A 19,556-nucleotide genomic window follows, 5' to 3' on the forward strand; every position below is an offset into this window, starting at 1 on the left:
CATGGCCCGACACGAACCTGCTGTCCTGGTACTCGAGGACGGACGGAGGTACGTCGGACGCGCGTACGGCGCCCGCGGCACCAGCCTCGGCGAGGCCGTCTTCGCGACCGGCATGACCGGCTACCAGGAGACCATCACCGACCCGTCCTACGCGGGCCAGATCGTGCTCCAGACGGCGCCGCACATCGGGAACACGGGCATGAACGACGAGGACATGGAGTCCCGCCGCATCTGGGTCGCCGGCTACGTCGTGCGCGACCCCTCCCGTGTCGTCAGCAGCTTCCGCGGCACCCGCACGCTCGAGGACGACCTCGTCGCGCAGGGCGTGGTCGGCATCTCCGGCATCGACACGCGCGCCGTCACGCGCCGGATCCGCGACGAGGGCGCCATGCGCGCCGGCGTCTTCTCCGGCGAGGCCGCGTCGCTCAGCGACGAGGAGCAGCTCGCGCAGGTGCGGCAGGCGCCCGACATGACGGGCCGCAACCTGTCCGCCGAGGTCTCCACGCAGGAGACGTACACGATCCCCGCGGTGGGCGAGCGCATCGGATCCGTCGCGGTGCTCGACCTCGGCATCAAGACCGCGACCGTGAAGCACCTCGCCGCGCGCGGCCTCGACGTGCACGTGGTGCCGCAGAGCATCACCACCGAGGAGCTCGCCGAGCTCGCGCCCACCGCCGTCTTCTACTCGAACGGCCCCGGCGACCCCGAGGCGTCGCAGTACCACGTGGAGCTCCTGCAGGACGTGCTGCGGAAGGGCATCCCGTTCTTCGGGATCTGCTTCGGCAACCAGCTCCTCGGCCGCGCCCTCGGCTTCGACACCTACAAGCTGCCGTTCGGCCACCGCGGGATCAACCAGCCCGTGCTCGACCGCCGGACCGGTCGGGTGGAGATCACGAGCCAGAACCACGGCTTCGCGGTCTCCGCGCCGCTCGACGGCCCCGTCGAGAGCCCCGCGGGCTTCGGCCGCGCGGAGGTCAGCCACGTCTCGCTCAACGACCAGGTGGTCGAGGGGCTCGAATGCCTCGACATCCCCGCCTTCAGCGTGCAGTACCACCCCGAGGCCGCCGCCGGCCCGCACGACTCGTCGTACCTCTTCGACCGGTTCGTCCAGCTGATCCACGACGCGTCGGGCACCGCCCCCGCCGCCGCGACCCCCCAGGAGACCGTGTAATGCCCAAGCGCGCCGACATCAACTCCGTCCTCGTCATCGGCTCCGGGCCGATCGTCATCGGACAGGCGGCCGAGTTCGACTACTCCGGCACCCAGGCCTGCCGCGTGCTCCGCGAGGAGGGCGTGCGCGTCATCCTCGTGAACTCGAACCCGGCCACGATCATGACCGACCCGGACTTCGCGGACGCGACCTACATCGAGCCGATCACGAGCGAGGTGCTCGAGAAGATCATCATCAAGGAGAGGCCGGACGCGGTCCTCCCGACGCTCGGCGGCCAGACGGCCCTCAACGCGGCCATCCGGCTCGACGAGCTCGGCATCCTCGCCAAGCACGGCGTCGAGCTCATCGGCGCCAAGGTCGAGGCCATCCAGAAGGGCGAGGACCGCCAGCTCTTCAAGGACCTCGTGATCGAGTCCGGCGCCGACGTCGCCCGCTCGCACGTGGCGAAGACGCTCGAGCAGGCCGTGGAGTACGCCGAGGACCTCGGCTACCCGCTCGTGATCCGCCCCTCCTTCACCATGGGCGGCCTCGGCTCCGGCTTCGCGCACACGCGCGCCGAGCTCGAGCGCATGGTCGCCGACGGCCTGCAGTCGAGCCCCACCACCGAGGTGCTCCTCGAGGAGTCGATCCTCGGCTGGAAGGAGTACGAGCTGGAGCTCATGCGCGACACGGCCGACAACACGGTCGTCGTCTGCTCCATCGAGAACGTCGACCCCGTCGGCGTGCACACGGGCGACTCGATCACGGTCGCGCCCGCCCTCACGCTCACCGACCGCGAGTACCAGCACATGCGCGACATCGGCATCGACATCATCCGCCGGGTGGGCGTCGACACCGGCGGCTGCAACATCCAGTTCGCGGTCGACCCCGCGGACGGCCGCCTCATCGTCATCGAGATGAACCCGCGCGTCTCCCGGTCCAGCGCGCTCGCGTCGAAGGCCACCGGCTTCCCGATCGCGAAGATCGCGGCGAAGCTCGCCATCGGCTACCGGCTCGACGAGATCCCGAACGACATCACCAAGGTCACGCCCGCGAGCTTCGAGCCCACGCTCGACTACGTGGTCGTCAAGGTCCCGCGCTTCGCGTTCGAGAAGTTCCCGGCGGCCGACGCCGAGCTCACCACGACCATGAAGTCGGTGGGCGAGGCCATGGCCATCGGCCGCAACTACTCCACCGCCCTGCAGAAGGCGCTGCGCTCGCTCGAGAAGCGCGGATCCTCGTTCCACTGGGGCCCCGAGGCCCGCTCGGTCGACGAGCTCCTCGAGGTGAGCCGCACGCCCACCGACGGCCGCATCGTCACGGTGCAGCAGGCCCTCCGCGCCGGCGCGACCGCCGAGCAGGTCTTCGACGCGACGAAGATCGACCCCTGGTTCATCGACCAGATCGTGCTCATCAACGAGGTCGCCGACGCCGTGCGCGACGCCGAGGAGCTCGACGCGGGGACGCTGCGCGAGGCGAAGGACCACGGCTTCTCGGACGCGCAGATCGCCGAGATCCGCGGTCTCGCCGAGCAGGAGGTGCGCGACACCCGCCACGCGGCGGACATCCGCCCCGTCTTCAAGACGGTCGACACCTGCGCGGGCGAGTTCCCGGCCCTCACGCCGTACCACTACTCGAGCTACGACTCCGAGACGGAGATCGTGCCCTCGGACCGCCGCAAGGTGATCATCCTGGGCTCGGGCCCCAACCGCATCGGCCAGGGCATCGAGTTCGACTACTCGTGCGTGCACGCGTCCTTCGCGCTGGCCGAGGCCGGGTACGAGACGATCATGATCAACTGCAATCCGGAGACGGTCTCCACCGACTACGACACGAGCGACCGGCTCTACTTCGAGCCGCTCACCCTCGAGGACGTGCTCGAGATCGTGCACGCGGAGCAGCAGGCGGGCGAGCTCGTCGGCGTCGTCGTGCAGCTCGGCGGGCAGACCGCGCTCGGGCTCGCCAAGGGCCTCGAGGCCGCGGGCGTCCCGATCCTCGGCACGAGCCCGTCGGCCATCGACCTCGCGGAGGAGCGGGGCCTGTTCTCCGGCATCCTCGACGCGGCCGGCCTCGTGGCCCCGCGCAACGGCACGGCCACCGTCATCGAGGAGGCCGTGGTCGTGGCCGAGGAGATCGGCTACCCCGTCCTCGTCCGCCCGAGCTACGTGCTCGGCGGCCGCGGCATGGAGATCGTCTTCGACACCGCCACGCTGCACGACTACTTCCTGCGCATGGCCGACCAGGGCATCATCGGCGCGGGGAAGCCCCTCCTCATCGACCGGTTCCTCGACGACGCCATCGAGATCGACATCGACGCCATCTACGACGGCACCGAGCTGTACGTCGGCGGCGTGATGGAGCACATCGAGGAGGCCGGGATCCACTCGGGCGACTCGAGCTGCACGCTCCCGCCCGTCACGCTCGGCCGCGGCCAGATCCAGCAGGTCGTCGACGCCACGCGCGCCATCGCCGAGGGCGTCGGCGTGCGCGGCCTCCTCAACGTGCAGTTCGCCATCGGCGCGGGCGTGCTCTACGTCCTCGAGGCGAACCCGCGGGCGAGCCGCACGGTGCCGTTCGTCTCCAAGGCGCTCGGCATCCCGCTCGCGAAGGCCGCGTCGCTCGTCATGGTGGGCACCTCCATCGCGGAGCTGAAGGCGTCGGGCCTCCTGCCCGAGCGCGACGGATCCGACGTCCCCATGGACTCGCCCGTGGCCGTCAAGGAGGCCGTGCTGCCCTTCAAGCGGTTCCGCACGAAGGACGGCCTCATCGTCGACTCCGTGCTCGGCCCGGAGATGCGCTCCACGGGCGAGGTCATGGGCATCGACCGCGACTTCCCCCGCGCCTTCGCCAAGAGCCAGGAGGCGGCCTTCGGCGGCCTCCCGCTCTCGGGCACGGTGTTCGTCTCCGTCGCCGACCGCGACAAGCGCTCCATCGTGCTCCCGGTGCTCCGGCTCCAGCAGCTCGGCTTCGAGGTGCTCGCGACCGCGGGGACGGCCGAGATCCTCAGCCGCAACGGGATCCAGGCGCGCGTCGTCCGCAAGTACAGCGAGTCGCCGGCCGAGGGGGACTCGCCGTCGATCGTCGACCTCATCAACCGCGACCAGGTCGACGTCGTGATCAACACGCCCTCGGGCCGCACGGCCCGCGCGGACGGCTACGAGATCCGCGCGGCGGCCGTCGCGGCGGACAAGCCGCTGTTCACGACCATCGCGCAGCTCACGGCCGCGGTCGCGTCCTTCGACGCCATCCGCGCCGGGTTCGACGTGACGAGCCTGCAGGACTACGCGATCGCCCGCGAGGCCCGCCGGTGACGACCGCGGACGGCGGGGCGACGCAGGTCGCCCCGCCGTTCGGCGCGCGCCTCGCCCGCGCGTTCCGCGAGCGCGGCCACCTCTGCGTGGGCATCGACCCGCACCGGTCGCTGCTCGACGCGTGGGGCCTCCCGGACGACGCGCGCGGCCTCGAGGAGTTCGGTCTCCGCGTGGTCGAGGCGACCGCGGGGCGGGCCGGCATCGTGAAGCCCCAGGTCGCGTTCTTCGAGCGCCATGGATCCGCGGGGTACGCCGCGCTCGAGCGCGTCCTCGCCGCGGCGCGCGACGCGGGGCTGCTCGTGATCGCCGACGCCAAGCGCGGGGACATCGGCTCCACGGTCGACGCCTACGGCGCAGCCTGGCTCGCGCCCGACAGCCCGCTCCGCGCCGACGCCGTGACCCTCACGGCCTACACGGGCGTGGGATCCCTCGACGGCGTCCGCGCCGCGGCGGACGCCTGGGGGGCGGGCGTGTTCGTCCTCGCCGCCACCAGCAACCCGGAGGCCGAGCGGCTCCAGCGCGCGCTGCTGCCCACCGACGGATCCGCCGGCCCCGCCCGGACGGTCGCCCGCGGGATCCAGGACGCGGCCGTCGCGGCGAACGGCCCCCGCGACGATCCGTCCGCCGAGCCCGGCGCCTTCGGCCTCGTCATCGGCGCCACGGTCGACGCCGCCGACGCGGGCCTCGACCTGGCCGAGCTCACCCGCACGCCGATCCTCGCGCCCGGCTTCGGCCACCAGGGCGCGCTCCTCGGCGATGTCCGGAAGCTGTTCGGCCCCGCGTCCGGCGTTGTGATCGCGAGCGCGTCGCGGAGTATCCTCGCGACTGGGCCACGGCGTGTCGCGGAGGCCGTCACCGACCACGCCGGACGACTCGAAGAGGTGCTGCCATGAGGCCCGAACCACCCGAGGTCGACCGCATCGCCGCCTCCCAGGCCGCCGTCGCCGCCCGCCGCGCCCGCGCGCAGGTGAAGAGCGACATCGTCACGGGGGAGCGCACGCCGCTCGGCGTGCTCGACGCGTCGGCCGACCCCGCGCGTCGCGCCGAGGCGACGCTCCGGGTCACCGAGTTCCTCACGAGCATCCCGAACATCGGCCCCACCAAGCTCGAGCGGATCCTCGGCGAGCTCGGCATCTCCACGGCCAAGCGCCTCGGCGGGCTCGGCGTCCACCAGCGCGTGCGGCTCACCCGCTTCCTCGAGGAGTGGCAGACCGCGAAGCAGATCGTCGAGCCCAGCCGGCTCGTCGTGCTCGCGGGTCCCACGGCCGTCGGCAAGGGCACCGTCTCGACGTACATCCGCGAGAACGAGCCCGACGTGCTCCTGTCCGTGTCCGCCACGACGCGCGCGCCGCGTCCCGGCGAGGTCGAGGGGGTCAACTACTACTTCGTCTCCGACGCCGAGTTCGACGCGATGGTCGAGCGGGAGGAGCTCCTCGAGTGGGCGAAGGTCCACAACGCGCACCGCTACGGCACGCCGCGCGCGCCCATCGACGTGGCGCTGGCCGAGGGCCGCAGCGTCCTGCTCGAGATCGACATCCAGGGCGCGCGCCAGGTGAAGGCCGCCATGCCTGAGGCCCGGCTCGTGTTCCTGCTGCCGCCGACCTGGGAGGAGCTCGTGCGTCGCCTGGTCGGCCGCGGCACGGAGGGACCGGAGGAGCAGCAGCGCCGTCTCGACACCGCGAAGGTCGAGCTGGCCGCCCAGGACGAGTTCGACCACCTCGTCGTCAACCGCGATGTCGCGGAGGCCGCGCGCGAGGTCGTAGAATTGATGAAGACCAGGAAGGCCGTCGGTCCGTGAACCGGACCCGGACGGCCTTCGTCCATGTAATGAGGAAGCGGCACATCCATGGTTGACAAGACCCAGGGCATCATCGACCCGCCCATCGACGAGCTCCTCTCGAAGGTCGACTCGAAGTACGCGCTCGTGATCTTCGCCTCCAAGCGGGCCCGCCAGATCAACGACTACTACGCCGACCTCCACGAGGGCAGCCTGTTCGACAACGTGGGGCCGCTCGTCGACTCCACCATCGACGACAAGCCCCTCTCGGTCGCCATGCACGAGATCAACGAGGACAAGCTCGTCGCCACGCCCATCGTGGAGCCCGCGGCCTCCTAGCCGCCCGCCGTCCCGGATGACCCGCGCCGACCGCACGCCGCACGAGCCCCCGGCCTCCGAGCCCCGGAGCGCCGCCGCGTGATGGTCGTCGTGGGGATCACGGGCGGCATCGCGGCCTACAAGGCCGTCGGCGTGGTCCGCGGCCTCGTGCTGCTCGGCCACGACGTGCACGTCGTGCCCACCGAGGCCGCGCTCCGCTTCGTCGGCAAGCCGACCCTGGAGGCCGTGAGCCGGAACCCGGTCACGAGCGACCTCTACGACGGGGTCTCCGAGGTGCGCCACGTCGCGCTGGGCCAGAAGGCCGACCTCATCGTCGTCGCCCCGGCCACCGCCCACACGCTGGCGTCGATGGCCCTCGGCCTCTCCGACGACCTGCTCGGCACCACCATCCTCGCGAGCCGCGCGCCCCTCGTCATCGCCCCCGCGATGCACACCGAGATGTGGCAGCACCCGGCGACCCAGGCGAACGCGGCCATCCTGCGCGCGCGCGGCGCGACGCTCATCGGCCCCACCTCGGGTCGCCTCACCGGCACGGACTCCGGGCCCGGCCGCATGGCCGAGGTCGAGGACGTGCTGGCCGCCGCCCTCGCCGCCGTCCGCCCGGGCGGCCGTGACCTCGCGGGCCGGCGCGTCGTCGTCTCCGCGGGCGGCACGCGCGAGCCGCTGGACCCCGTGCGGTTCCTCGGCAACCGCTCCTCGGGCCGGCAGGGCGTCGCCCTCGCGACCGCCGCGCGCGACCGCGGCGCCGACGTCGTGCTCGTCGCCGCGCACCTCGAGGTCCCCGCGCCGACGGGCGTCCGCGTGGTGCCCGTGTCCACCGCGCTCGAGCTCGAGGACGCCATGGTGCGCGAGGCGGAGGGCGCCGACGTCGTGATCATGGCCGCGGCCGTGGCCGACTACCGGCCCGTCGCGGTGTCCGCCGGCAAGATCAAGAAGGAGGAGGCGGGGGACGAGCTGTCCGTCGCCCTCGTGCGCAACCCGGACATCCTGCAGCGCCTCGCGGCCGACGCCGCCGTGCCGCGGGCGGACGGCTCGCACCGCCTCGTCGTCGGCTTCGCCGCGGAGACCGAGGAGGACCCGGCGGAGCTGCTGCGGATCGGCCGCGCGAAGCTCGCGCGGAAGGGCTGCGACCTGCTCGTCCTCAACAGGGTGGGGTGGTCGCAAGGGTTCGCCACGGAGGGCAACGCGATCACGGTGCTCGGGAGGACCGGAGATACACTGGCCGAGGCCTCCGGCTCCAAGGAGCAGGTCGCCCATCGAATTCTCGACGTAGTGGGCACGCCGACGCCTGTGTAGCGGACGGCGCGCGACCACGCGATCCCCCTGGAGCTCCCCCCGTGACCGACCTGCGCCTGTTCACCTCCGAGTCCGTCACCGAGGGCCACCCGGACAAGATCTGCGACCAGATCTCGGACAGCATCCTCGACGCGCTCCTCACCCAGGACCCGGCGAGCCGCGCGGCCGTCGAGACGCTCGTCACCACGGGCCTCGTGCACGTTGCGGGCGAGGTCACCACCTCGGGCTACGTCGACATCCCGCAGATCGTGCGCGACCGCATCCGGGACATCGGCTACGACTCCTCCGAGGTCGGGTTCGACGGCAGCAACTGCGGCGTCACGGTCTCCATCGGCGCGCAGTCGCCCGACATCGCGCAGGGCGTCGACCGCTCGTACGAGTCCCGCTCGGGATCCGCGTCCACGGACGCGCGCGACCTCCAGGGCGCCGGCGACCAGGGCCTCATGTTCGGCTACGCCTCGCGCGACACCCCCGTCTTCATGCCCCTGCCCATCTACCTCGCGCACCGCCTCGCCGAGCGCCTCGCGGCGGTCCGCCACGCGGGCGAGCTCGCGTACCTGCGGCCCGACGGCAAGACGCAGGTCACCATCGGCTACGAGGGGCTCGTCCCGCGCACGGTCGACACCGTCGTGCTCAGCACGCAGCACGGCCCGCAGGTCTCCCAGGAGGACCTCCGCCGCGAGGTCGAGGAGCACGTCATCCGGCCCGTGCTCGCGGAGGCGGCCGAGATCGGCATCGAGCTCGACTCGCGCGACGCGACGATGCTCATCAACCCGACGGGCAAGTTCGAGATCGGCGGGCCGAAGGGCGACGCCGGGCTCACGGGCCGGAAGATCATCGTCGACACCTACGGCGGGTTCAGCCGGCACGGCGGCGGCGCGTTCAGCGGCAAGGACCCGTCGAAGGTCGACCGCAGCGCCGCGTACGCCATGCGCTGGGTCGCGAAGAACGCGGTCGCCGCGGGCCTCGCCGACCGGCTCGAGGTGCAGGTCGCGTACGCGATCGGCAAGGCCGCGCCCGTGGGGCTGTACGTCGAGACGTTCGGCACGGCGCACGTGCCCGAGGACCGCATCGTCCGCGCGATCCGCGAGACCTTCGACCTGCGTCCCGCCGCCATCGTCGAGCAGCTCGACCTGCTCCGTCCCATCTACGCGCAGACCGCCGCCTACGGGCACTTCGGCCGCGAGCTGCCGGACTTCACCTGGGAGGCGCTCGACCGTGTCGCCGACCTGCAGAGCGCCGCGGGGCTCTGACGCGCCCGGTCGCACGAGCCGCCGCGTGAGCGGGGGAGCGCGATGACGGCGGAGGCGGACGGCGCGCACGCGGACGGCGCCGCGACGCCCGTCCCGGTGCCGACGTCCGCGGATGCACCGGTGCGCCCGCCCGTGGTGCGGGTCATGGTCGACTCGCCGCTGCCGCAGCTCGACCGGCTGTTCGACTACGCGGTGCCCGAGGCGCTGCGCGCGACGTGCGTGCCCGGCGTGCGCGTGCGCGTGCCGCTCCGGTCCGCGGGCCGCGTGGCCGACGGCTACGTCGTCGGGGTCGGCGACGGCGGCGGCTACGACGGCACGCTCAGCGAGGTGGAGCAGGTCGTGTCGCCGCTGCCCGTGCTGCTCCCGGAGATCTGGGCGCTCGCTCGGGAGGTCGCCGACCGGCAGGCCGGGACCGCGTCCGACGTGATCCGGCTCGCCGTGCCGCCGCGCCAGGTGCGCGTGGAGAAGGCGCACCTGGCCGCCTTGGAGACCGCCGCCGAGGGTGACCCGGCCGCCGCGGACGACGCCCCCGCGGCCGACGCTCCCGTCGACCCCGGCGCGCTGCCGCCCGTCGACGGCTACGCGCCCGAGGGCCTCGCCGCCGCGGTCGACGGATCCGGACGCCTGGCCGTCGACGCGATCCCCGAGGTCGTCGAGCTCCCCGGCGGCGCGTGGGCCGGCCGCTGGGCGGTCACGCTCGCCCAGGCCGCCGCGCGCGTGCTCGCGTCGGGACGCAGCAGCATCCTCGTCGTGCCCGACTACCGCGACCAGGACCAGCTCGAGGCCGCCCTCGCGGCGCACGCGCCGGCCGGGTCCGTGCTGCGCACCGACGCGCGCCAGTCCGGCCCCGACCGCTACCGCTCGTTCCTCGCGGGCCTCGGGGACGCGCCGCGCATCGTCGTCGGCAACCGGTCGGCCGTGTACGCGCCCGCTCCGCGCCTCGGCCTCGTCGCCCTGTGGGACGAGGGCGACCCGCTGCATGCCGAGCCCCTCAGCCCCTACGCCCACGCCCGCGACGTCGCGCTCCTCCGCAGCAGGCAGCAGGCCACGGCGCTCGTGCTGCTCGCGCACTCACGGAGCACCGAGGTCGAGCGGCTCGTCGCGATCGGGTACCTCGGCACCGCGTCGCCCGTGGTCGCCCGGCCGCCGCGCGTGATCCCGACCACCTCGCAGACGGGCGACGAGGGCTTCGCCCGGCAGGCCCGGATCCCGTCGGGCGCCTGGCGCGCCGCGAAGGACGCCGTCGAGCACGGGCCGGTCCTCATCCAGGTCGCGCGGCCCGGCTACGCGCCGCTCGTGGCGTGCCGGGCGTGCCGTCAGGCCGCGCGCTGCACCGTCTGCACCGGCCCGCTCGGCATGTCCACCGCCACGAGCACCCCCACGTGCGGCTGGTGCGGGCACCTGGCCGGCGACTGGCGCTGCGCGAACTGCGGGTCCGACGAGCTGCGCCTCGTCACCATCGGCGCCGGCCGGACGGCGGAGGAGCTGGGTCGCGCGTTCCCCGGCGTGCAGGTGGTGCTGGCCGACGGCGAGCGCCACGTGCAGGAGGTCGACGCCGAGTCCCGGCTCGTCGTCGCCACGCGCGGCGCCGAGCCCGTGGCCGCGGGCGGCTACCGGGCGATCCTCCTCCTCGACGGCGAGCGGATGCTCGCGCGCGAGAGCCTGCGGGTGGGGGAGGACGTGCTCCGGCAGTGGTCGAACGCCGCGGCCCTCGCGGCTCCGCGCGCGCCCGTGATGCTCGTGGGCGTCGGCGGCCAGGTCGCCCGCGCCCTCGCCACGTGGCAGCAGCCGCGCTACGCGCGCGAGGAGCTCCTCGAGCGCCGCGCCCTCCGGTTCCCGCCCGCGGTGCGCGCGGCGAGCGTCGAGGGGCTGCCGGACGCGGTCGGCGCCGCGGTCGAGCGGCTCGACGGGATCGCCGGGGTCGACGTCCTGGGTCCCGTGCCCACCGAGGGCGGCAAGGTGCGGGCGATCGTCCGGCTCGACTACGCGAGCGGGGCCGACGCCGCGCGCGAGCTCCGGGCGGCCGTCGTGCGCACCGCCTCGAGCCGGCGGAAGCCCGTCGCCGGACGCACCGGGTTCCGGCCCACGGTCCCGCTCCGTGTACGGTTCGACGACACGGGCCTGTTCTGATCCGCGTCCGACGCGCCGCCCGCGCCCCGGACGCCGTCGCCCCGGCACCCGCCTCCGCCGCTCACCCCGCACGCCGTCCCCGGGAGGGATCCGCATGAGACTCGTCTTCGCCGGCACGCCCCTCGCGGCCGTGCCCTCGCTCCAGCTGCTCGCGGCGTCCGGCCACGAGGTCGCGCTCGTCGTCACGCGCGCGGACGCGCCGCTCGGGCGCAAGCGCGTGCTCACCCCCTCGCCCGTCGCCGCCGAGGCCGAGCGCCTCGGCATCCCGACGCTCCGCACGAACCGGCTCGACGAGGAGGCGACGGCCCGCGTCGCGGCGGTCGGGGCGGACCTCGGCGTCATCGTCGCGTACGGCGGCCTCGTCCGCGAGCCGCTGCTCGCGACGCCCGTGCACGGCTGGATCAACCTGCACTTCTCGCTGCTCCCGCGCTGGCGCGGCGCCGCGCCCGTCCAGCGCTCGATCATGGCGGGCGAGCGCGTCACGGGCGCGAGCGTGTTCCAGCTCGAGCGCGGCATGGACACCGGTCCCGTCTTCGCGATGGAGGAGCGCCCCACGGGCGACCACGAGACGGCCGGCCACGTGCTCGAAGCCCTCGCGGTCCAGGGTGCCGACCTGCTCGTCCGCACGGTCGACGGGATCGCGGACGGCACCGCCGTCGCCCGCCCGCAGGAGGGCGAGCCCACGCTCGCGCCGAAGACGACCATCGAGGACGGCCGCGTCGACTGGGCGCGTCCCGCGGACGAGGTGCTCGCGCGCATCCGCGGCGTGACGCCCGAGCCCGGCGCGCACACGTCCGTGGGCGACGTGCGCCTCAAGGTCCACCGCGCCGCGGTCCTCCGCGACGCCGCGCCGCTCGAGCCCGGGCGCATCGCCTCCGTCGGCGGGCGTGTCGTCGTCGGCACCGCCGGCCACCCCGTGGAGCTCATCCAGGTGCAGCCCGCGGGGAAGAGCCCCATGCCCGCCGCCGACTGGTGGCGCGGCGTCACCGAGGAGGACGTCACCGCACGATGAGCGACAGCACCGGATCCCCCGCCCGCCGCCCGGGCGGCCGACGTCCCGCAGGAGGAGGCCGCCGGCCCGACGACCGCGGCCGCGCGCCCGAGCGCGACCGCGCCGACGTCGGCGGCCCCGCGACGGTCAGCCCCGCCCGCCGCGTCGCCTACGAGGTGATCAGCGCGGTCCGCGAGTCCGACGCGTACGCGAACCTCCTGCTGCCCGTGCGGATCCGCCGCGCGGCCCTCTCCGCGCAGGACGCGGCCCTGGCCACGGAGCTCGCCTACGGCACGCTCCGCATGTCCGGCTACTACGACCGCGTGATCGAGCTGGCGGCCGGCCGCCCCGTCTCCGCGATCGACGCGCCCATCCTCGACGTGCTGCGCCTCTCGGTGCACCAGCTGCTCAGCATGCGCGTCGCCACCCACGCGGCCGTCAACGAGGGCGTCGACATGGCGCGCGCGGTCGGGTCCCGCTCCGCGACCGGCTTCGTCAACGGCGTGCTCCGGACCATCACGCGCTCGGAGCCCGCGGAGTGGCGCCAGCGCGTCCTCGACAGCGCCGCGAGCGACGACGAGCGCCTCGCGCTCGAGCACTCCCACCCGCTCTGGGTGCTCCGCGCCTTCCGCCAGGCGCTCGCCCGCGAGGGCCGCGCCGACGAGCTCGAGGACCTGCTGCGCGCCGACAACGTCGCGCCCGCCGTCAGCCTCGTGGCGCTGCCCGGGCTCGCGACCGTCGCGGAGACCGGCGAGCAGCCCGCCGCCTTCTCGCCCGTCGGCGCGTACCTCGAGGGCGGCGACCCGATGGACGCCCCGGGCGTCGCCGAGGGCCGCGTCCGCGTGCAGGACGAGGGCTCGCAGCTCGCGGCCCTCGCGCTCAGCCGCGCGCGTGCCGTGACCCCCGGCGAGCGCTGGCTCGACCTCTGCGCCGGCCCCGGCGGCAAGGCCGCGCTGCTGGCCGCCGAGGCCGGCCGGTCCGGCGCCCTCCTCACCGCGAACGAGCTCGTCCCCGCGCGCGCCGGTCTCGTCCGCGACGCCCTCCGCGCCGTCCCCGGCGACACCGAGGTGTGGGAGGCCGACGGCACGACCGTGGGGGAGGAGCACCCGCACGCGTTCGACCGGATCCTCCTCGACGCCCCGTGCAGCGGCCTCGGCGCGCTCCGCCGCCGTCCCGAGGCGCGGTGGCGGAAGTCCCCGCGCGACGTCGCCGGTCTCGGCGCCCTGCAGACGGGCCTCATCGACTCCGCGATCGGCGCGCTCGCGCCCGGCGGGATCCTCGCCTACGTCACGTGCTCGCCGCACCTCGCCGAGACCCGCGCCATCGTCCAGGCCGCGCTGCAGCGCCACCCCGACGTCACCGCGCTCGACACGCGCGCGGTGCTCCAGGAGGTGGCCGACGGCGACCTGGAGCTGCCGGAGGCCGAGGGCGACGCCGCGGACCGCGGATCCAGCGTGCAGCTCTGGCCGCACCGGCACGGCACGGACGCCATGTTCATCGCCCTCCTGACCCGCGGGTAGGGTCGGGAGCATGCCCGTCCGCATCGAACCGAGCATCCTGTCCGCCGACTTCGCGAACCTGGAGCGCGAGATCCAGCGCCTCCGGACCGCCGACCTCGTGCACGTCGACATCATGGACAACCACTTCGTCCCCAACCTCACGTTCGGGCTGCCCATGGTCGAGCGCCTCCAGCAGGTGACGCCGGTGCCGCTCGACATCCACCTCATGATCGACGACGTCGACCGCTGGGCCCCCGGCTACGCGGAGGCGGGCGCCGCGAGCGTCACCTTCCACGCCGAGGCCACGCGCGAGCCCGTGGCGCTGGCCCGCCGGCTCCGCGACATCGGCGCGCGCGCCGGCATCGCGCTGAAGCCCGGCACGCCCGTCGACGACTACCTCGACCTCCTCCACGAGTTCGACCAGGTCCTCGTGATGACGGTGGAGCCCGGGTTCGGCGGCCAGTCCTTCATGCCCGAGACGATGCCGAAGCTGCGCGCCCTCCGCGCGCGCCTCCGCGACAGCGGCCACGACGTGTGGCTCCAGGTCGACGGCGGCATCGACGTCGAGACCATCGGCCGCGCGGCCGAGGCCGGCGCCGACACGTTCGTCTCCGGATCCGGCGTCTTCCGCGGCGGCGACCCGGAGTCCGCCATCGCCGAGCTGCGTCGCGCCGCCGAGGGGCACGTGCACGCGCACTGACGGATCCCGGGCACGGGTGCGGCCGGCCGGATCTGCTTGACTGGATCCATGACCGACAACACGAAGCCCGAGGTCGAGCCCGTCGACGGCCCGGCCCCCGCAGAGCTCACCATCTCCGACATCACCGTGGGCGACGGCCCCGAGGCCCAGCCCGGCGACACGGTCGACGTGCACTACCTCGGCGTCGACTACGAGACCGGCGAGGAGTTCGACTCCTCGTGGAGCCGCGGCCAGTCCGTGAACTTCCCGCTCCGCAGCCTCATCGCCGGCTGGCAGCAGGGCATCCCCGGCATGAAGGTCGGCGGACGCCGCCAGCTCGTCGTCCCGCCGGAGCTCGCCTACGGCCCCGCCGGCGGCGGCCACCGCCTGTCCGGCCGCACCCTGATCTTCGTGATCGACCTGCAGGGGCGTGGGCTAGGACCCGTCCGCACCACCACCGGGAGGCCGGGAGCCGAGGGCTCCCGGCCTCCCGTCGTCGTGCGGCGGCCGCGCGCCCGGCCTGTACCCTGGAGCACGTGAAGACCTTCGATGACCTGTTCGGCGAGCTGACCCGCATCGCCGCCGAGCGGCCCGAGGGGTCCGGCACCGTCCGCGAGCTCGACGGCGGCGTCCACGCGATCGGCAAGAAGGTCGTCGAGGAGGCCGCGGAGGTCTGGATGGCCGCCGAGCACGAGTCCGACGACCGCGCCGCCGAGGAGATCTCGCAGCTGCTGTACCACGTGCAGGTCATGATGATCGCGCGCGGCCTCACCCTGGAGGACGTCGGCCGACATCTGTGACGCGCGAGTCACCCGTCGACCCCCTCCAGAGAAGAAGTGATCCCCATGCTCCGTGTCGCCGTGCCCAACAAGGGCTCGCTCGCCGAGACCGCCGCCCAGATGCTCGCGGAGGCCGGGTACGCCGGCCGCCGCGACCCCAAGGAGCTCTACGTCCTCGACGCGCGCAACGACGTCGAGTTCTTCTACCTCCGCCCGCGTGACATCGCGACCTACGTCGGATCCGGCGCCCTCGACGTCGGCATCACCGGCCGCGACCTCCTCATCGACTCGTCCTCGGACGCGACCGAGACCGCCGAGCTCGGCTTCGCGGGATCCACGTTCCGCTTCGCGGGTCCCGTCGGCCGGTTCGCCGACCTGGCCGACCTCGCGGGCGTCCGCATCGCCACGAGCTACCCGGTCCTCGTCGGCGGCTTCCTCCGCGAGCACGGCGTCGAGGCGCAGCTCATCCGCCTCGACGGCGCGGTCGAGTCGGCCATCCAGCTCGGGGTCGCCGACGCGATCGCCGACGTGGTCGAGACCGGCACCACGCTGCGCAAGGCCGGGCTCGAGATCTTCGGCCCCGTGATCCTGCGCTCCACCGCCGTGCTCATCTCGGGGACCGAAGAGAAGCCCGGCGCGTCGACGCTGCTGCGGCGCCTCGAGGGCGTGCTGGTGGCGCGCCGCTACGTGCTCATGGACTACGACGTGCCGCTCGACCTCCTCGACGCCGCGACCGCCATCACGCCCGGCATCGAGTCGCCCACCATCTCGCCGCTGCAGGACCCCGCCTGGGTCGCCGTGCGCTCGATGGTGCCGCGCGACGACACGAACCAGATCATGGACCGCCTGCACGAGGTCGGCGCGCGCGCCATCCTGGTCAGCCCGATCCACGCCGCCAGGATCTGACCGTGGCCGCCGCCTCGGACCGTCCTGCCGCGGAGCTCGCCGTCCGCGTCATCCCGTGCCTCGACGTGGCCGCCGGCCGCGTCGTCAAGGGCGTCAACTTCCTCGACCTGCAGGACGCGGGCGATCCCGTCGGGCTCGCGCGCCTCTACTACGAGCAGGGCGCCGACGAGCTCACCTTCCTCGACGTCACGGCCACGGTCGAGGACCGCTCGACGATGTACGACGTCGTGAGCGCGACCGCCGAGCAGGTCTTCATCCCGCTGACCGTGGGCGGGGGCGTGCGCAGCGCCGACGACGTGGCCCGCCTCCTCGCGAGCGGCGCCGACAAGATCGGCGTCAACAGCGCGGCCATCGCCCGGCCCGACCTCGTGGGCGAGATCGCGGACCGGTTCGGCGCGCAGGTGTGCGTGCTCTCGCTCGACGTGACCCGCGGCGACACGGAGTCCGGCTTCGTCGTCACCACGCACGGCGGCCGCACGCGCACGGCCCTCGACGCCGTCGCCTGGGCCTGCGAGGCCGTCGAGCGCGGCGCGGGCGAGCTGCTCGTCAACTCCATCGACGCCGACGGCACGCGCGACGGCTTCGACCTCGAGCTGGTGGCCGCGATGCGCGCCGCGAGCCGCGTGCCCGTCATCGCCTCGGGCGGAGCGGGCGAGCTCGACCACTTCGCGCCCGCCATCGAGGCCGGCGCCGACGCCGTGCTCGCCGCGAGCGTCTTCCACTCCCGCCGGTTCACGATCGGCGACGTCAAGGGCGCCCTGCGGGACGCCGGTCAGGTGGTCCGACGATGAGCGGCTCCGTCGCCCTCCCCGACGTGGACGGGATCCTCGCCCGCGCCTCCTTCGCCGACGACGGGCTCCTGCCCGCCGTGATCCAGCAGCACGACACGCGCGAGGTGCTCATGCTCGGGTACATGGACCGCGAGGCGCTCCGCCGCACGCTCACCACCGGGCGCGTCACCTTCTGGTCGCGTTCCCGTCAGGAGTACTGGCGGAAGGGCGACACCTCCGGCCACGCCCAGTACGTCCGCGACGCGGCCCTCGACTGCGACGGCGACACGGTCCTCGTCCAGGTCGACCAGGTGGGGGTGGCCTGCCACACCGGCACGCGCACGTGCTTCGACGCCGACCACCTCCACCCCGTCACCGCCGCGCGTCCCGCCGCCGACGAAGGGCCCCGCACATGACCACCACCCCGCGCGCGGCGTCGTCCGTCCCCGCTCCCGGCAGCACCACGCGCGAGGGCTTCCGCGCCCTCGCCGCCGACCACCGGGTCATCCCCGTGCTCCGCGAGGTCTTCGCCGACGGCGAGACCCCCGTGGGCGTCCACCGCAAGCTCACCGCCGGCCGCCCGGGCAGCTTCCTTCTCGAGTCCGCCGGCCAGGGCGGCATCTGGACGCGGTTCTCCTTCGTCGGCGTCTCGTCCTTCGGCGTGCTCACGCAGCACGGCGACTCCGCGCGCTGGCTCGACTACGGCCTCGACGAGCGGCGCGCCCTCGGCGACGACGCGCCCGACGGCCCGCTCGCCGCCCTCGCCGCGCTCTACGCGCGCTGGGAGACGCCGCGGATCCCCGGCCTGCCGCCCCTCACCGGCGGCCTCGTCGGCTTCATCGGCTGGGAGGCGGTGCGCCAGATCGAGCGCCTGCCGGACCGCCCGCCGGCCGAGGTGCCCGTCCCCGGGCAGGCCCTGTCCTTCGTGTCCGAGCTCGCCGTCCTCGACCACCGCCGCGGCACCGTGACCCTCGTGGCCACCGCCCTCAACGACGGCGTCGACGACGAGGACGCCATGTGGGCGGACGCGCAGGCGCGCCTCGACCGCATGCAGGCCGACCTCGCGCGGCCGGCGGAGACGTTCCTCGCGGAGGTCGACCTGCAGGCGCAGCCCTCGCCGACGCTCCGCACCGCGCCCGCCGACTTCCACGCGTCCATCGCGCGCAGCAAGCACCACATCCACGAGGGCGACGTGTTCCAGGTGGTCGTCTCGCAGCGCTTCGACCAGCCGACCACGGCCGACCCCATCGACGTCTACCGGATCCTGCGCGTGCTCAACCCGAGCCCGTACATGTACCTGCTCACCCTCGAGGACGCCGACGGGACGCCGTACTCGATCGTCGGCTCGTCGCCCGAGGCGCTCGTCACGGTCACCGACGACCACGTCTACATGCACCCCATCGCGGGATCCCGCCCGCGCGGCGGCACCGTGGAGGAGGACGTCGCCCACGAGGAGTCGCTCCTGGCGGACCCGAAGGAGCGCGCCGAGCACCTCATGCTGGTGGACCTCGCCCGCAACGACATGCTGAAGGCCTGCGCCCCGGGATCCGTCGAGGTCACCGAGTTCATGCGCGTCGAGCGGTTCAGCCACATCATGCACCTGGTCAGCTCGGTCGAGGGCACGCTGCGGCCCGGCGTCTCGAGCATCGACGTCTTCCGCGCCACCTTCCCGGCCGGCACGCTGTCGGGCGCGCCGAAGCCCCGCGCGCTGCAGATCATCGACGAGCTCGAGCCCGCCCAGCGCGGCGTGTACGGGGGAGTGGTGGGCTACTTCGACTTCGCGGGCGACGCCGACCTCGCCATCGCGATCCGCACGGCCACCATCGTCGGCGGCGTCGCGCACGTGCAGGCCGGCGGCGGCATGGTCGCCGACTCCGACCCCGACGCCGAGTACCTGGAGTCGCAGAACAAGGCCGCCGCGCCGCTCCGCGCCGTCGCCGTCGCCGAGGCCATGCGGCGCGTGCGCTGATGCGCGTCACCCGCCGCACGAAGTCGCTCGCCCTCCTGCTCGTCCTCGCGACGAGCGCCGCCACCTTCCTCGGCTGGTCCCAGGACTGGTCGACGCTCCGCATCGGCGGGCAGGCCCCCGCGCTCATCCCCGTCCCGGGCAGCGTCGCGGCGCCCGCCCTCAGCGCGCTCGCGCTCTCCAGCCTCGCCCTCGCCGGGGCGCTCGCCATCGCGGGCCGTGCGCTCCGCGTCGTCCTCGGCGTGCTGCAGGCGCTCATCGGCGCGACCGTCGCGCTCACGGCCCTCGCGGCCGTCGCGGGCCCCGTCCAGGCGGGCGAGGCCGCGGTCACGACGGTCACGGGCGTCGCCGGATCCGCGCCCGTCGCCGACCTCGTGGTCGGCTGGACCACGACGCCGTGGGGCCACGTCACGCTCGCCGCGGGCATCGCCTCCGCGCTCACGGGCCTCGTCGTCGCGATCACCGGCCCGCGCTGGCCCACGCGCCGCTCCCGCTACGACGCGCCGACCGACGTCCCGGCCCGCCGCATCGTCCCGCGCGAGGACCCGGTCGCCGCCTGGGACAGCCTGAGCGGCGGCGCGGATCCCACCCGCCGCGACGCGGACGAGGCGCCCGCCGACGTCCCGTCCGACGCCGTCGGCGGCACGCGCCCGGACACCACTGCGGCCCGTCCCGAGGCCGACGGCCGTGTCGGCGACGCCCGGTAGACT

At 74.2% G+C, this 19,556-nt stretch carries 17 protein-coding genes and 1 pseudogene; all 18 read left to right on the forward strand.

Going from position 1 to position 19,556, the window contains the following annotated elements; translation table 11 throughout:
- The first annotated feature begins 1 nt into the window (after position 1).
- Positions 2-1,171, forward strand: coding sequence for a glutamine-hydrolyzing carbamoyl-phosphate synthase small subunit (gene carA / locus QFZ62_RS01030; RefSeq protein ID WP_307507646.1), 1,170 nt, complete (start codon positions 2-4; stop codon positions 1,169-1,171).
- The gene (gene carB, locus QFZ62_RS01035; protein WP_307500916.1) at positions 1,171-4,461 is read left to right on the forward strand and encodes a carbamoyl-phosphate synthase large subunit; all 3,291 of its coding nucleotides are present in this window, start codon (positions 1,171-1,173) and stop codon (positions 4,459-4,461) included. Before carA ends, carB begins: the two co-directional genes overlap by 1 nt.
- The gene (gene pyrF / locus QFZ62_RS01040; RefSeq protein ID WP_307500917.1) at positions 4,458-5,354 is read left to right on the forward strand and encodes an orotidine-5'-phosphate decarboxylase; all 897 of its coding nucleotides are present in this window, start codon (positions 4,458-4,460) and stop codon (positions 5,352-5,354) included. Before carB ends, pyrF begins: the two co-directional genes overlap by 4 nt.
- Positions 5,351-6,259, forward strand: a complete 909-nt coding sequence (gmk, locus tag QFZ62_RS01045; RefSeq protein ID WP_307500918.1) for a guanylate kinase — start codon at positions 5,351-5,353, stop codon at positions 6,257-6,259. Before pyrF ends, gmk begins: the two co-directional genes overlap by 4 nt.
- Positions 6,260-6,307: 48 nt before the next feature.
- Positions 6,308-6,577 (forward strand): DNA-directed RNA polymerase subunit omega, encoded by a 270-nt coding sequence (gene rpoZ, locus QFZ62_RS01050; protein WP_012038467.1) that lies wholly within the window; start codon positions 6,308-6,310, stop codon positions 6,575-6,577.
- Positions 6,578-6,658: 81 nt separating this feature from the next.
- A complete protein-coding gene (gene coaBC, locus QFZ62_RS01055; RefSeq protein WP_373425967.1) occupies positions 6,659-7,873 on the forward strand; it encodes a bifunctional phosphopantothenoylcysteine decarboxylase/phosphopantothenate--cysteine ligase CoaBC in 1,215 nt (404 codons plus the stop codon).
- A 41-nt stretch (positions 7,874-7,914) separates the two neighbouring features.
- On the forward strand, positions 7,915-9,126 hold the full coding sequence (gene metK / locus QFZ62_RS01060; protein ID WP_307500920.1) for a methionine adenosyltransferase: 1,212 nt from the start codon (positions 7,915-7,917) through the stop codon (positions 9,124-9,126).
- Positions 9,127-9,168: 42 nt separating this feature from the next.
- Positions 9,169-11,256 (forward strand): primosomal protein N', encoded by a 2,088-nt coding sequence (locus tag QFZ62_RS01065; protein WP_307500921.1) that lies wholly within the window; start codon positions 9,169-9,171, stop codon positions 11,254-11,256.
- A 94-nt stretch (positions 11,257-11,350) separates the two neighbouring features.
- A complete protein-coding gene (gene fmt, locus QFZ62_RS01070; protein ID WP_307500922.1) occupies positions 11,351-12,268 on the forward strand; it encodes a methionyl-tRNA formyltransferase in 918 nt (305 codons plus the stop codon).
- Positions 12,265-13,767, forward strand: coding sequence for an RsmB/NOP family class I SAM-dependent RNA methyltransferase (locus tag QFZ62_RS01075; protein ID WP_307500923.1), 1,503 nt, complete (start codon positions 12,265-12,267; stop codon positions 13,765-13,767). The genes fmt and QFZ62_RS01075 overlap by 4 nt, the downstream gene beginning before the upstream one ends.
- A 10-nt stretch (positions 13,768-13,777) precedes the next feature.
- Positions 13,778-14,446 carry a ribulose-phosphate 3-epimerase gene (rpe, locus tag QFZ62_RS01080; protein ID WP_307500924.1) on the forward strand — a complete coding sequence of 223 codons (669 nt, stop codon included), beginning with the start codon at positions 13,778-13,780 and terminating at the stop codon, positions 14,444-14,446.
- Between the two features lie 48 nt (positions 14,447-14,494).
- A pseudogene (locus QFZ62_RS01085) lies at positions 14,495-14,854 on the forward strand (FKBP-type peptidyl-prolyl cis-trans isomerase); the annotation flags it as partial.
- A 107-nt stretch (positions 14,855-14,961) separates the two neighbouring features.
- Positions 14,962-15,225: a phosphoribosyl-ATP diphosphatase gene (locus QFZ62_RS01090; protein WP_012038459.1), complete on the forward strand. Its 264-nt coding sequence runs from the start codon at positions 14,962-14,964 to the stop codon at positions 15,223-15,225.
- Between the two features lie 45 nt (positions 15,226-15,270).
- On the forward strand, positions 15,271-16,110 hold the full coding sequence (gene hisG, locus QFZ62_RS01095; RefSeq protein WP_307500925.1) for an ATP phosphoribosyltransferase: 840 nt from the start codon (positions 15,271-15,273) through the stop codon (positions 16,108-16,110).
- Between the two features lie 2 nt (positions 16,111-16,112).
- Positions 16,113-16,901, forward strand: a complete 789-nt coding sequence (gene hisF, locus QFZ62_RS01100; RefSeq protein ID WP_307500926.1) for an imidazole glycerol phosphate synthase subunit HisF — start codon at positions 16,113-16,115, stop codon at positions 16,899-16,901.
- Complete coding sequence (hisI, locus tag QFZ62_RS01105) at positions 16,898-17,296, forward strand: phosphoribosyl-AMP cyclohydrolase (protein WP_307500927.1); 399 nt, start codon at positions 16,898-16,900, stop codon at positions 17,294-17,296. Before hisF ends, hisI begins: the two co-directional genes overlap by 4 nt.
- Complete coding sequence (locus tag QFZ62_RS01110) at positions 17,293-18,849, forward strand: anthranilate synthase component I (protein WP_307500928.1); 1,557 nt, start codon at positions 17,293-17,295, stop codon at positions 18,847-18,849. The genes hisI and QFZ62_RS01110 overlap by 4 nt, the downstream gene beginning before the upstream one ends.
- Complete coding sequence (locus QFZ62_RS01115) at positions 18,849-19,553, forward strand: Trp biosynthesis-associated membrane protein (protein ID WP_307500929.1); 705 nt, start codon at positions 18,849-18,851, stop codon at positions 19,551-19,553. Before QFZ62_RS01110 ends, QFZ62_RS01115 begins: the two co-directional genes overlap by 1 nt.
- Positions 19,554-19,556 lie beyond the last annotated feature (3 nt).

The organism is Clavibacter sp. B3I6, from assembly GCF_030816895.1.
Lineage (GTDB): Bacteria > Actinomycetota > Actinomycetes > Actinomycetales > Microbacteriaceae > Clavibacter.